This is a genomic window from Chitinophaga niabensis (genome assembly GCF_900129465.1).
Classification (GTDB): domain Bacteria; phylum Bacteroidota; class Bacteroidia; order Chitinophagales; family Chitinophagaceae; genus Chitinophaga; species Chitinophaga niabensis.
The window spans coordinates 2,751,404-2,765,123 of the sequence record NZ_FSRA01000002.1 but is presented as its reverse complement, the minus strand read 5'-3'; the positions used below and the strand labels follow the sequence as shown (position 1 = coordinate 2,765,123).

The following is a 13,720-nucleotide window of genomic DNA, read 5'->3' as shown; positions in this document are numbered from 1 at the left end:
CAGAGAGCTAATACCCAAAAAAGTAACCCATAAAAAAAGAGCGGAAGTAAACCTCCGCTCTTTTGCATTTTATATTATTTCTCATTTCTATTTACGCCGTTACTGCTTCTCCGTACATCTCAGCACGCAGGGCTTTGATGCGCTCATCCGCCAGGTATTCATCAAAGGTGGTCAGGCGGTCGATAATACCAGCCGGTGTGATCTCAATGATACGGGTGGCCACGGATTGCATGAAGGTATGGTCATGGGTGGTGAAGAGCACAATACCCTTGAAGTCTTTCATGCTTTCGTTGAAGGACTGGATAGATTCCAGGTCAAGGTGGTTGGTAGGTTCGTCCAGGATCACCACGTTAGGGTCCTGCAGCATCATACGGGACACCATGCAACGCACTTTCTCCCCTCCGCTCAATACGGAAGTTTTCTTCATCACTTCGTCTCCGCTGAAGAGCATTTTACCCAGGAAACCGCGCAGGAATGGTTCATCCACATCTGTTGTAATGTGTGGCGGAACAAACTGACGCAGCCAGTCCATCAGGTTATAGTCTCCTGTGAAGAACTTGGCGTTATCATCAGGCAGGTATGCTTTGGTAACGGTAGTACCCCATTCCAGCTTACCACTGTCTGCCTGCTGCTCTCCGTTGATGATATCAAAGAAAGTAGTGAGGGCCAGGTGGTCTTTAGACAGGAAGGCGATCTTATCCCCTTTATTTACAGAGAAGCTCACATCGCTGAAGATCTTACGGCCATCGATGGTTTTCTCCAGTTTCTCTACATTCAGGATCTGGTTACCCACTTCCCGCTGTTGCTTAAAGATGATACCCGGGTATTTACGGCTGGATGGTTCGATGTCTTCTATCACCAGTTTTTCCAAAGCTTTCTTACGGGAAGTAGCCTGTTTGGATTTAGAGGCGTTAGCACTGAACCGGGCGATAAAGTCCAGGAGGTCTTTCCGCTTCTCTTCCATCTTCTTGTTCTTATCATTCACCTGGCGGGCAATCAACTGGCTGGATTCGTACCAGAAAGTATAGTTACCGGTGAAGATCTTGATCTTAGCACGGTCAACGTCTGCCACGTGTGTACAAACTGCATCGAGGAAGTGCCTGTCGTGACTCACCACGATCACAATGTTCTCATAATCAGCGAGGAAGTTCTCCAACCAGCCGATGGTTTCAACGTCCAGGTGGTTGGTAGGCTCATCCAGCAGCAGTATGTCCGGATTACCGAACAGGGCCTGTGCCAGCAATACCCTTACTTTCAGGGCACCACTCAGTTCCTTCATGAGAATGCCGTGCATGTCTTCTTTCACTCCCAGGTCGCCCAGCAGTACTCCCGCATCACTTTCTGCGGTGTAACCGCCCATTTCGCCATATTCTGCTTCCAGTTCACCTGCACGCATGCCGTCTTCTTCGGTAAAGTCTTCCTTAGCGTATATAGTATCCCGTTCGTGGGCAATTTCCCAAAGCTTTTTATTTCCCATAAGCACCGCATTCAATACGGTAACTTCATCAAACTCATAGTGGTTCTGCTTGAGCACGGACATACGTTCACCCGGCGTAATCTCTACCGTACCCTTATTAGGCTCTATCTCGCCGGACAGTATCTTGAGGAAAGTAGATTTCCCCGCTCCGTTGGCGCCGATAACACCATAGCAGTTTCCCTTCGTAAAGTTGAGGTTCACCTCATCGAACAATACCCTTTTACCGAAAGAGAGCGTGACGTTTTTTACACTGATCATTGTGCTGACTAATTGAAATTTTGAAGCCGCAAAGTTACGAAATATCGGGGATATCTTTTTAGAATCCTGAATGGCTGTTCGCATGTGATTTTTTGTTAATAACTACCCATTGACAGCAGGAAACCACATCGAACAATTTTTGGTGGCACCTGTTTACTATGAATAATCAAAAAGCTTTTATGATCCGTGAACTTGCTAAATACTGGTGGTTAATGGTCCTGCGGGGCGTACTGGCGATACTTTTTGCTGTAATGGCTTTTGTCTGGCCATCCATTACCCTTTCTATCCTTGTAGTATTCCTTGGTGCTTATTTTTTGGTGGATGGGATCTTCTCCCTCGCTCATGGTTTCAGGATCCGGAAAACGGATACGCATTGGTGGGTTTTAGTACTGGAAGGCCTGCTGGGTATTGTGGCTGGCATTGTTTGTTTATCCATGCCCGGTATTACCCTGGTTTTTATGGTTGGGCTCATAGCGCTCTGGTCTGTAGTGACCGGTATCCTTGAAATTATACTGGCTGTACGCCTGCGGAAAGAAATTCAGCATGAATGGATGCTTGTGGTGGCGGGTGTTTTCTCTATCATCTTTGGGGTGTTACTGTTTATGCAGCCACTGGCAGGTGTGGTTGTTATTTCCTGGTGGCTGGGCATCTACGCTCTGTTCTTTGGGATCTTTCTGATCACGGTAGGTGCAAGGCTAAAGAAATTTGCGTAGGAATGATGTACATCCCTACGCAAACTCAAGGTTATTTGTCGATCCCTTCCAGGTGAAGCAGGAAGGCATATTGCAATGCAACATCCTTAATGGCTTTAAACCTTCCGGAAGCACCGCCGTGGCCGGCTTCCATATTGGTTTCCATCAGTAACAGGTTATTATCTGTTTTTAGTTCACGCAACTTGGCCACCCATTTGGCAGGTTCAAAATATTGCACCTGGGAATCATGCAGGCCGGTTGTTACCAGCATATTAGGATATGCTTTCTTTTCTACATTATCATAAGGAGAATAAGACTTCATGTAATCGTAAGAATCTTTGTTCTTTGGATTACCCCATTCGTCAAACTCACCGGTTGTTAAAGGAATGCTTTCATCCAGCATAGTGGTTACCACATCTACGAAAGGTACAGCAGCTACCACGCCATGCCAGAGATCAGGCCGCATATTTACCACAGCACCCATCAGTAATCCGCCTGCGCTTCCGCCCATGGCATAGAGATGTTCTTTGCTGGTAAATTTCTGTGCGATCAGGTATTCTGCGCAATCAATGAAGTCCGTAAAAGTGTTCTTCTTTTTAAACATCTTTCCATCTTCATACCATTGCCTTCCCATTTCCTGTCCGCCTCTGATGTGTGCAATAGCATAACAAAATCCACGGTCCAGCAGGCTGATACGGTTGGAAGAAAAGGTTGGTTCAATGGAGTTACCGTAAGAACCGTAACCATAGAGCAGCAAGGGTTTCTGTCCGTTCTTCTCAAATCCTTTTTTATAGACCAGGGAGATGGGTACCATTGTGCCGTCTGTAGCTTTCGCCATCAGTCTTTCTGTTACATAATTCTTCGGATCATATCCGCCGATCACTTCCTGTTGTTTCTTCAGCTCTTTTTCTTTTGTATCCATGTTGTAATCAAAAGTGGAGCTGGGCGTAGTGAGGGAAGTGTATCCGTAACGCAGTATTTTAGAATCCATTTCCGGATTGGCACCACTGTAGGCTACGTATGCCGGTTCGCCAAAATCAAGATAGTGTTCCTGTTTGGTGGTAGTGTTGATGATCCGCAGCTGGGACAATCCATTCTTACGTTCGCTGAGTACCATATGATCTGTAAAGAGGTCCAGGCCCTGCAGTAATACATCGCTGCGGTGAGGGATCACTTCTTTCCAGTTCTCTTTGGAAGTTTTATCCAGCGGGGATTCCATCAAACGGAAATTCTTTGCTTCCCAGTTGGTAACGATAAAGAATTTATCCCCTCTGTGATCAATGTCGTACAACATATCCTTTTCACGGGGATGAAATACTTTGAATGTTCCCTCTGGTTTATCCGCATCCAGGATACGGTATTCGGAAGAAAGCGTACTGCCGCTGCCGATCACGAGGTATTTCTTTGATTTGGTCTTATACACGTAGGTGTTGTACGTTTCATCCTTTTCAAAGTATACTTCTTTATCAGCAGCTGCTTCTGTTCCCAGCAGGTGTTTTAAAATCCTTTCAGAACGAAGCGTGGTGGGGTTCTTACGGGTATAGAACAATGTTTTGTTATCGTTCGCCCAGGTGGAACCACCGGTTGTTTCGGCAATCACATCTTTCAGTAGTTCACCTGTTTCCAGGTTCTTTACATACAGGGTGTATTTCCTACGGCTGACTGTATCCACGCCATAAGCGAGCAGCTTGTTATCAGTACTAACATTCAGGCCTGACACGTTGAAGAATTCATGGCCTTTTGCCATATCATTCACATTCAGCATTATTTCTTCAGGAGCGCTGCTGCTGCCTTTTTTGCGGCAGTGAATAGGATACTCCTTTCCTTCTTCAAAGCGGGTGTAATACAGGTAACCGTTTTCGAAATAAGGCACACTTTCATCTTTTTCCTTGATGCGGCCTTTCATTTCTTCATACAGCTTTCCCCTGAATTCCTTCACGGGAGACAGCATCGTGTCCAGGTATTTATTCTCTGCAGTGAGGTATGCGATCACTTTTGGGTTCTCGCGTTCATTGAGCCAGTAATAATTATCGATACGGGTATCTCCGTTAGTCGTTAATTCCTTTTTGATCTTTTCAACTGTCGGCGGCGTCACATTCATTTGCTCTTTCTTTTTTTCGGTGGTGTTACAAGCCATTATGGTTGTAACGGCAAGTAGCGGGAAAACATAATGCTTCATATTGATACAGGTTTAGGATCACTGAATTTAACGATAAATCAGATAATTCGCATATTCTCCGGGTCCCAATTGATCACCTTCTTCTTAAAATAGCTCTCATTAACCGCCAAAGCCGGGCCGGCAGCGCGTAAACCAAAGGTTGCATCTTCTACAACGGGTTTACCGTTGCGGATGGACTCAAAGAAGTTCACAAAGTGGTCGTAACGATCATCATAACCCGCAGGGGCCTTATAAACAGACTCTTCCGGCTTGTGTTCAGCCTGATCTGCTGCGCTGTATTTGGCATTGTATTGTTTCACATATTCCTCCTGCTGGGCCTTGGTGAAAGTATTATAGGTATCCCAGCCACCATAACCCGGTGCTTTGGGTACTTTATGCTGTTTGAGCTTAAAATCGTTCCATCCCATTTCCAGCACTCCTTCCGTTCCGATCAGGCGGGTATATTCCCCTCCCCCGCTGCCATCGGCAAAATTAACCCGCAGCGTCATCTGGAAGGCAGGGTGTTCTTTGGTGGCGGGGTAATCAAATACGGCTACCATTACATCCGGTACATCCCGGCCATCTTTCCATTGTACAAGATTGCCGCTGGCAAAAATGCGCTCAGGGCCTTTGGAGCCTGTCATGAAGTGTAAACCTGTGATGAGATGTACAAAGAGGTCTCCCGGAACACCGGTGCCATAGGCCTTGTAATTCCGCCAGCGGAAAAAGCGTACGGGATCAAAGGGCAGCTTGGCCGTATCTTTCAGAAATGTGTCAAAATCAATTGTTTTTGGGGAGGCATCCGGAGGAATGGAATATTGCCATGCGCCCAATGCGCTGTGCCTGTCCATTTTAGCCTCCACCATGTTCAGTTGCCCGATATCCCCTGCCAGGTAACGTTTCCTGGCTTCTGCCAGGGCAATGCTGCTTACACGCTGACTGCCTACCTGGAGTACCATTTTGGTACGTTTTTGTGCTGCAATCACTTTATGGCCTTCTTCGATCTGCTGCACCATGGGTTTTTCGCAGTATACCGCTTTGCCTTTTTCCATGGCTGCAATAGCCTGGGTATCATGCCAATGGTCCGGTGTGGCAATGATCACGGCATCCACATCTTTCCGCTCCAGTACCTCACGATAGTCGCGGGTGGTGAAAATATGATTACCATACACGGTTTTAGCTTTTTCCAGGTGGCCATCATACAGGTCGGCCACGGCTACCAGTTCCACACCCGGTACTTTCAGGGCTGTGCTCACATCTCCAAAGCCCATGATGCCCATACCGATACCTGCGATACGGATCTTATCATTCGGGCTGACATTGTGTTTGGTGGGCTGAATGATATATTGCTTTGCAGGATCAGCCGCCAGGCCACTGAGGGAACCTGCTCCTATTAATGCTGCTGTGCTGCCTAGTTGCTTGATAAATTTACGACGGGAATTATCTGACATATTCTGTTCAAGTTATTGGGTTCAGTACCAAGATAATAAAAAAGGCGCTCCTGAGAGGGCGCCTTTTTTTGCTTAACCATATTGAATTTGTGATACAAATTACTTTTCTGAGCTCAAACCGGCTCCGATGAACTCACGGTTCAAACGGGCGATGTTGGTGAGCGAAATACCTTTGGGGCATTCTGCTTCACAGGCGCCGGTGTTGGTGCAACTACCGAAACCTTCTTTATCCATCTGGGCTACCATGTCCATAGCACGTTGCTTACGTTCAGGATGCCCTTGTGGCAATAAAGCCAGTTGAGATACTTTGGCGGAAGTGAACAGCATCGCAGAAGAGTTCTTACAAGCTGCCACGCAGGCGCCACAACCAATGCAGGCTGCTGCTGCAAATGCATTATCCGCATCATATTTATCAATAGGAATAGCGTTGGCGTCTACGGCATTACCTGTGTTTACAGAGATGTAACCACCAGCCTGGATGATGCGGTCAAATGCTGAACGGTCTACCGTCAGGTCTTTGATCACAGGGAAAGCAGCTGCACGCCAGGGTTCTACAACAATGGTATCGCCATCGTTGTATGCACGCATGTGTAACTGGCAGGTAGTTGTTTCATTCCAGGGACCGTGTGCACGGCCATTAATATACATAGAGCATGCGCCACAGATACCTTCACGGCAATCGTGATCAAATGCAACCGGGTCTTTGCCTTCGTTGATCAAACGCTCATTCAGCACATCAAACAATTCCAGGAAAGACATGTCTTTGGAAACATCCGAAACCTCGTAGGATTCGAACTTCCCTTTAGCCTGGGTGTTTTGCTGACGCCAAATCTTTAATGTGAGCTTCATAATGAAATGATTTATGTTTTCCTTATCAAACCTTATTTGTAATTACGCTGGGTTGGTTTCACGATCTCAAACTCCAGGGCTTCTTTATGCAATTCAAAGTTGCTTGGGCCTTTATACTCCCATGCTGCTACGAATTGGAAGTTCTTATCGTCCCTTAAAGCTTCTCCGCCATCTTCCTGTGATTCTTCACGGAAGTGACCACCGCAGGATTCCCTTCTTTGCAGGGCATCCATGCACATCAGTTCACCCAGTTCAATGAAATCTGCCACACGGCCAGCTTTTTCCAACTCAGGGTTGAATTCATGCTGACTACCCGGAATCCTTACGTTCTTCCAGAATTCTGCTTTCAGCGCCTGTATTTCTTTGATAGCTTCTTTCAGTCCTTCTTCATTCCTGGCCATACCGCATTTGTCCCACATGATCTTGCCGAGGGCTTTGTGGAAGTGGTCTACGGAATGTTCGCCTTTGATGTTCATCAGGGTGTTCAGCTGATCCTGTACAGCTTTCTCTGTTTCCACGAAAGCAGGGTGATCCAGCGGAATAGGTTTGGTATGAATTTCATCAGCGAGGTAGTTACCAATAGTGTAAGGAATTACGAAGTAACCATCTGCGAGCCCCTGCATCAATGCGGAAGCACCAAGGCGGTTAGCACCGTGATCTGAGAAGTTAGCTTCTCCCAGTGCATACAAACCAGGCACAGTGGTCATCAGTTCATAATCCACCCAGAGGCCACCCATGGTATAGTGTACCGCAGGGTAGATACGCATGGGCATTTCATATGGGTTTTCGCCGGTGATCTTGGCGTACATGTCGAACAGGTTACCGTATTTCTCGGCTACTACTGCTTTACCCCATGTGATGATATCTTCTTTGCTGGCGTGATCCTGGCCTTTCTTACTGGCTTCGATCTGACCATAACGTACGATAGCATCTGCATAATCCAGGTATACGGCCATTTTAGAAGTACCTACACCATAGCCGGCATCACATCTTTCTTTTGCTGCACGTGAAGCCACGTCGCGGGGAACGAGGTTACCAAACGCAGGGTATCTTCTTTCCAGGTAGTAATCCCTTTCTTCTTCGGGAATATCAACAGCTTTCCGGTTGTCGTCTTTTTTCTTTGGAACCCAGATGCGTCCGTCGTTCCGCAGGGATTCAGACATCAGGGTGAGTTTACTCTGATGATCTCCTGAAACGGGTATGCAGGTTGGGTGAATTTGTGTGAAGCAGGGGTTGCCAAAGTACGCGCCACGTTTGTGCGCTTTCCAGGCTGCTGTTACGTTTGAACCCATGGCATTGGTAGACAGGTAGAACACGTTACCATAACCACCTGTGCAAAGCAATACGGCATGGCCGAAATGCCTTTCCAGTTTACCACTGATCAGATCACGGGCAATGATACCACGGGCTTTTCCGTCGATCGTTACCACATCCAGCATTTCGTGGCGGCTGTATAATTTCACGTTACCTAATGCTACCTGGCGCTGCAGTGCAGAATAGGCACCCAGCAATAATTGCTGACCTGTTTGGCCGGCGGCGTAGAAAGTACGTTGTACCTGTGTACCACCAAAAGAACGGTTGCTGAGCAATCCGCCATATTCACGGGCAAAGGGAACACCCTGCGCCACGCATTGGTCAATGATGGCAGCACTCACTTCCGCCAGGCGATAAACGTTTCCTTCACGGGCACGATAGTCACCACCTTTCACTGTATCATAAAACAAACGGAAAACAGAGTCCCCGTCGTTCTGGTAATTCTTTGCAGCATTGATACCTCCCTGTGCAGCAATACTGTGTGCACGGCGGGCGCTATCCTGAAAACAAAACGCTTTTACTTTATACCCCAGTTCAGCCAAAGCAGCAGCAGCAGAGGCTCCGGCAAGACCGGTTCCTACTATAATTACCTCCAGCTTACGTTTGTTAGCCGGATTCACCAGTTTAACGTGGCTTTTATAGTCTGCCCACTTAGCTTCCATTGGGCCTGCAGGAATCTTTGCGTTTAACATATATCCTAGCTTTATCAGATTTGTTTAATGTAAATAACTACAGGGATAACAGCAAAACCAAGCGGGATCAATACACCAAATAACCAAACCCCGATGAAGTTGATGATACCATTGTACTTTTTGTGATTCAGGCCAAAGGTCTGGCAGGAACTTTTAAAGCCGTGGATAAGGTGGAAAGCCAATGCGAACATACCGATCACATAAAGCGCCACGATCCAGGATTCTTTAAAAGCAAACCACACCACCTCGTAGAGGTTGCCGTACTCTTTGCCCTCATAGAGCGCAACGTTCATTTCCCCATAATGCATCCTCCACCAGAACTGAGCAAGGTGGATCACAATGAAGATAAAGAGGATGCTGCCCATGACAGCCATCTGGCGGCTATACCAGGAAGAAGTTTTGTTACCGGGCTTCACCGCGTATTTAACTGGGCGTGCTGCTCTGTTACGAATAGTAAGCTGAATAGCCAGGAATGCGTGCACGATGATGATGATCTTTAACCCCCATGCGATGAACTGAATTAAGGGATTATGACCCATGAAGGCCGCATACGTGTTGAAGGCTTCACCTCCGTCTTCTTTGAGCAATGCGATGTTTCCGGCCAGGTGCACGATCACAAACGAGCACAGGAACAAACCGGTAGCACCTACCAGCAATTTTTTACCAATAGAGGTATTGAAGAATTGCGACCATTTCATAAGATACGTTCTAAGCTTCCTTTAGTATGAATAAATAAGTGAAATGTCGGGCAAATTTAATAGATGAAAAATTAAAACAAAATGATATTTATCACTAAAAAGGCTTATTCTAGTAGCTTCATCATGCTGTTATCTACCAGATTAAACAAGTGCTGTGGTAAAAAAGTTCGCCACTTGGGCTCATCCAGCAGATGTACGTAATTGTAAAGCCGGGCGCTCTCGAACTCATCCCGGGTTTGCCGAGGGGTATTGAGGAGTACTATCCAGCCACCTTCATCACGGATATCTTCCCACCATTCCTCATAATAACAATCATCGGAGGAATAGAAATTGAGTACGTTCTCCCCTATGAATATGAACTTATAGATCCCCTGGGCAGTCATCAGGTCAATAATATCCCTTTTCAGGGTCATGATATTATTTTCCACCGCATCGTTCCATTCCCCCATCAATTCTATGATGGCATAGTTGAACTGATAATCTACAAACAGGATCTTCATGTATAGGTTAGGGGCGCCAAAATCATCCCACTGGGGATGGATGTAATAATTATATATGGTATTGGAATATTCAAATTCGCTGTACTCCCGTCCATAAAATGGAGAGAGTTCATCCTCTTCGGCCGTATATAAATGCCGCCAGTTATAGAATGGTTCTATGTCCTGCATGATCGTTCAAAAGCTGTTTACCGGAGGGCAATTTAGGAATTTTTTTATTGTCTGCTATCCACTGCCCTTTTTACGCTGCCGAACTCCAGCAGTAAGGTTTTAGCAGCATCGTAGTCAGCCAGTTCCAGCTCTTCCATTACCATTTTTACCCCTCTGTCCACCAGCTTTTCATTGCTGAGCTGCATGTTCACCATTTTATTGTCTTCCACCCTGCCCAGCTGGATCATTACGGTTGTTGAGATCATGTTCAATACCAGCTTTTGCGCCGTACCGCTTTTCATACGGGTGCTGCCGGTTACGAATTCAGGGCCTACCACCACTTCTATGGGAAAATTTGCAAATTGGGATACGGGCGATCCGGGGTTACAACTGATGCTGCCTGTAATAATACCATGTTTCTGACAGGCCTCCAGCGCACCCAGTACATAAGGAGTACTCCCGCTGGCAGCAATGCCTACCACTACATCTTTATCGCTGATGGCCCATTGCTGCAGATCTCTCCAGCCCTGTTCCCTGTCGTCTTCCGCATTCTCTACTGCTCTGCGGATAGCGGAATCCCCACCTGCTATCAATCCTACTACCAATCCCTGCGGCACACCATATGTGGGCGGGCATTCGGAAGCATCCAGGATGCCAAGGCGGCCACTGGTACCGGCACCCATGTAGAACAAACGGCCTCCTGCCAGCATTTTGTCTGCAATGGCGGAAGTAAGTTCGGTGATCTGTGGAATGGCTTTTTCAACAGCCAGGGGAACGGTTTTGTCTTCGCTATTAATGTTGGTCAATACTTCCCGGATGCTCATAGTTTCCAGGTGATGATAATTGCTTGCCTGCTCGGTTACTTTAGTAAATGCCATATCTGATTTTATTCCTCGTGATAAACGGCCAGCCCATCCATAGGATTTTTAAGGATCCTGCCCAGCTGCAATTCGTACAACTGGCACAGTTCTTCCAGGATATCGCGGAAGTGCCATGCGATGCTTCCGGTGAAATGTAAAGGGCTCGTCCAGCTTTCACTGTATTTATAAAGATGTGTGAAGAAGAATTCATTCAATCCGTCTTCCAGTATATTTTCAATCATATAATGCCCGCGGTTCTCTGCGAGAAAAGGGGTAAATGAAGCCAGGTAACGGTTCGGGAGTGGCTGGCGGTAAACACTCTCCAGTATATCTGCCTGCGTGACATTGAATTTCTGCTCAAAGCGGAAACGCATTTCATCATCAAAGGTTTGATAAAGGTAGTACTGTACTACTTTTTTGCCAAGGAATGCGCCACTGCCTTCATCTCCCAGGATAAAACCCAGGCCGGGATTGTTCTTCACGATCTCCTTTCCATCGTAATAACAGGAATTGGAACCGGTTCCCAGGATGCTGGCTATTCCACTGTTATGGCCGCAAAGCGCCCGGGCTGCTGCCATCAGGTCGTGATTCACTTCTATTTTAGCATGAGGCCATATACCGTGAAGGCTTTTGTGTACCAGCTTACGGTTCTGTTCCGTACCACAGCCTGTTCCATAATAGAAAACAAGATCAGGCATGGTATCACCCAGCTGTGGTAACAGTTCCGCCCGTACGAGTTCCTCAATCTGCAAACTCGTCAGGAAATAAGGGCTCATACCCTGTGTAAAGAACGTGCGGCGTTCCTTACCGTCCATCAGGCACCATTCCGTTTTTGTTGAACCGCTATCCGCTACCAGCTTAACTTTAGAAGCCATATCCGATCGTTTATGAAATTAAAGAATAGATGTAGATGTTTTGCTTATGAATGTGCTATTTTTGTCACAAGTTAAGCAAAAGGGGTTTCCCTGTCAACGATTTAAAAAATCATATGTCGGACAATAGAAAGTTAAAAGTGTTCCTGCCGTTGTTATTTGCCCTGGTGTTAGCACTGGGTATGTACCTGGGGCATAAGATGCCGGCCGCGCGCAATAGCGATTCCGCCATCTTTTTCGCCAATAAACGGGGATCATTACAGGAGGTTATGGACCTTTTGAAGTATAAGTATGTGGATACGCTGGACCTTGGTGATGCACAGGAAGAAGCCATTGAAGGATTGCTCAGCCACCTGGACCCCCACTCTATTTATATCCCGCCCGCCAAAGTGCAGGCTGTGAATGAAGACCTGGACGGTAATTTTGAAGGGATAGGCGTTGAATTCAATATTATCCGCGACACGGTAAATATCATGAATGTGATCAGCGGCGGCCCTTCAGACCTGGCAGGTGTGCTCACCGGAGATAAGATACTTTTGGTGGACGATACTATCCAGGTTGCAGGTAAAAATATAACCAACGATAAGATCCGGAAACTCTTACGCGGCCCACGTAATTCCATCGTGAAAGCTACCATGCTGCGTGGAAGCAAAAAGGTGGACGTGAATATCAAGAGAGGGGTTATTCCTTTATACAGCGTGGATGCAGCTTATATGACTGCTCCCGGCACCGGTTACATCAAGATCAATAAATTCTCCGCTACCACTTACACAGAGTTTGTACAGGCTGTGCGCAAGTTGCAGAAAGAAGGCATGGACAAACTGATCATAGACCTTCGCCAGAATGGCGGTGGTTTGCTGGATGCGGCTACCCGCATAGCAGATGAACTACTGGATGGTAATAAACTGATCGTTTACACCCAGGGCAAAAGCTCACCCAGGCAGGATTATAAATGCAGCAAACCCGGTTTATTTGAGAAAGGCGGCCTCACCATCCTCGTGGATGAAGGTTCAGCCTCTGCAAGTGAAGTACTCTCCGGCGCTATCCAGGATTGGGACCGCGGAGAGATCATCGGACGCCGTACTTTTGGCAAAGGCCTGGTGCAGGAACCTTTCGACCTCAGCAATGGCGGCACTTTGCGCCTGACCATTGCCCGTTATTATCTCCCCTCCGGCAGGAGTATTCAAAAGAGCTACCAGAACGGCCGCGAAGCTTATGACGAAGATATCACCAACCGCTTTAATCATGGTGAATTCCTGAACCGCGACAGCATCCGCCCGGTAGATACCATCAAATATGAAACAGCGGGTGGTAAAACAGTGTATGCAGGCGGAGGGATCATGCCGGATGTATTCCTGCCTTTTGATACTACACGTTACTCTCCTTTCCTAACGGAACTGTACACACGTAATATCTTTGGTGATTTTATCTATGAATATTATACTGCCAATGCAGCATCATTCAAACAATACAAGGATGCTCCGGCTTTCAATCAGCAATTCCAGGTAGATAATAGTTTACTTAATGCCTTCAAGGCACATGCCGAAGCTGCAAAGGTGAGCACTGCTAAAATGAATGCAAAGGATGAGACAGAAATAAGAACAAGGATCAAAGCCCTGCTGGCAAGGCAATTATGGCGAAGTGAAGGATTCTATATGGTGAGTAATACAGATGATCCGGTGATCTTAAAAGCAGTAGAAGAAGTAAAGAAACTGAAATAAAAAAAGCGGGTGTATCAAACGATGCACCCGC

At 46.8% G+C, this 13,720-nt stretch carries 11 protein-coding genes; 2 read left to right on the top strand and 9 right to left on the bottom strand.

From position 1 onward, the window contains the following. Positions 1-91 precede the first annotated feature (91 nt). Positions 92-1,735, bottom strand: coding sequence for an ABC-F family ATP-binding cassette domain-containing protein (locus BUR42_RS28620; RefSeq protein WP_074242941.1), 1,644 nt, complete (start codon positions 1,733-1,735; stop codon positions 92-94). Between the two features lie 179 nt (positions 1,736-1,914). On the opposite strand from BUR42_RS28620, the gene BUR42_RS28615 reads away from it, so the two are divergent. Continuing rightward, the gene (locus tag BUR42_RS28615; protein WP_159442364.1) at positions 1,915-2,448 is read left to right on the top strand and encodes an HdeD family acid-resistance protein; all 534 of its coding nucleotides are present in this window, start codon (positions 1,915-1,917) and stop codon (positions 2,446-2,448) included. Positions 2,449-2,479: 31 nt separating this feature from the next. On the opposite strand, the gene BUR42_RS28610 is transcribed toward BUR42_RS28615, so the two are convergent. The 8 genes from BUR42_RS28610 to BUR42_RS28575 all read right to left on the bottom strand — a co-directional run bounded on the left by BUR42_RS28610 (position 2,480) and on the right by BUR42_RS28575 (position 11,971). Continuing rightward, positions 2,480-4,606: a S9 family peptidase gene (locus BUR42_RS28610; protein WP_074242939.1), complete on the bottom strand. Its 2,127-nt coding sequence runs from the start codon at positions 4,604-4,606 to the stop codon at positions 2,480-2,482. A 38-nt stretch (positions 4,607-4,644) separates the two neighbouring features. Continuing rightward, entirely contained in the window at positions 4,645-6,036 is a 1,392-nt protein-coding gene (locus tag BUR42_RS28605; RefSeq protein ID WP_074242938.1) for a Gfo/Idh/MocA family oxidoreductase, read from the bottom strand. Between the two features lie 99 nt (positions 6,037-6,135). Then, positions 6,136-6,885 (bottom strand): succinate dehydrogenase/fumarate reductase iron-sulfur subunit, encoded by a 750-nt coding sequence (locus BUR42_RS28600; RefSeq protein WP_200798383.1) that lies wholly within the window; start codon positions 6,883-6,885, stop codon positions 6,136-6,138. A gap of 32 nt (positions 6,886-6,917) precedes the next feature. Beyond that, entirely contained in the window at positions 6,918-8,891 is a 1,974-nt protein-coding gene (locus tag BUR42_RS28595; protein ID WP_074242936.1) for a fumarate reductase/succinate dehydrogenase flavoprotein subunit, read from the bottom strand. 14 nt (positions 8,892-8,905) lie between these two features. After that, positions 8,906-9,589: a succinate dehydrogenase cytochrome b subunit gene (locus BUR42_RS28590; RefSeq protein ID WP_074242935.1), complete on the bottom strand. Its 684-nt coding sequence runs from the start codon at positions 9,587-9,589 to the stop codon at positions 8,906-8,908. A gap of 104 nt (positions 9,590-9,693) precedes the next feature. Next, complete coding sequence (locus BUR42_RS28585) at positions 9,694-10,257, bottom strand: hypothetical protein (protein ID WP_074242934.1); 564 nt, start codon at positions 10,255-10,257, stop codon at positions 9,694-9,696. Positions 10,258-10,301: 44 nt separating this feature from the next. Further along, positions 10,302-11,114 (bottom strand): N-acetylmuramic acid 6-phosphate etherase, encoded by an 813-nt coding sequence (gene murQ, locus BUR42_RS28580; protein WP_074242933.1) that lies wholly within the window; start codon positions 11,112-11,114, stop codon positions 10,302-10,304. 8 nt (positions 11,115-11,122) lie between these two features. Next, positions 11,123-11,971, bottom strand: coding sequence for an N-acetylglucosamine kinase (locus BUR42_RS28575; RefSeq protein ID WP_074242932.1), 849 nt, complete (start codon positions 11,969-11,971; stop codon positions 11,123-11,125). 113 nt (positions 11,972-12,084) lie between these two features. On the opposite strand from BUR42_RS28575, the gene BUR42_RS28570 reads away from it, so the two are divergent. Further along, positions 12,085-13,689 carry a S41 family peptidase gene (locus BUR42_RS28570; RefSeq protein WP_074242931.1) on the top strand — a complete coding sequence of 535 codons (1,605 nt, stop codon included), beginning with the start codon at positions 12,085-12,087 and terminating at the stop codon, positions 13,687-13,689. Positions 13,690-13,720 lie beyond the last annotated feature (31 nt).

Coding starts and splice junctions, on each gene's coding strand:
- BUR42_RS28605 (WP_074242938.1), bottom strand. CDS start 6,036: ATGTCAGATAATTCCCGTCGTAAATTTATCAAGCAACTAGGCAGCACA.
- BUR42_RS28595 (WP_074242936.1), bottom strand. CDS start 8,891: ATGTTAAACGCAAAGATTCCTGCAGGCCCAATGGAAGCTAAGTGGGCA.
- BUR42_RS28585 (WP_074242934.1), bottom strand. CDS start 10,257: ATGCAGGACATAGAACCATTCTATAACTGGCGGCATTTATATACGGCC.
- murQ (WP_074242933.1), bottom strand. CDS start 11,114: ATGGCATTTACTAAAGTAACCGAGCAGGCAAGCAATTATCATCACCTG.
- BUR42_RS28600 (WP_200798383.1), bottom strand. CDS start 6,885: ATGAAGCTCACATTAAAGATTTGGCGTCAGCAAAACACCCAGGCTAAA.
- BUR42_RS28570 (WP_074242931.1), top strand. CDS start 12,085: ATGTCGGACAATAGAAAGTTAAAAGTGTTCCTGCCGTTGTTATTTGCC.
- BUR42_RS28575 (WP_074242932.1), bottom strand. CDS start 11,971: ATGGCTTCTAAAGTTAAGCTGGTAGCGGATAGCGGTTCAACAAAAACG.
- BUR42_RS28610 (WP_074242939.1), bottom strand. CDS start 4,606: ATGAAGCATTATGTTTTCCCGCTACTTGCCGTTACAACCATAATGGCT.
- BUR42_RS28615 (WP_159442364.1), top strand. CDS start 1,915: ATGATCCGTGAACTTGCTAAATACTGGTGGTTAATGGTCCTGCGGGGC.
- BUR42_RS28590 (WP_074242935.1), bottom strand. CDS start 9,589: ATGAAATGGTCGCAATTCTTCAATACCTCTATTGGTAAAAAATTGCTG.
- BUR42_RS28620 (WP_074242941.1), bottom strand. CDS start 1,735: ATGATCAGTGTAAAAAACGTCACGCTCTCTTTCGGTAAAAGGGTATTG.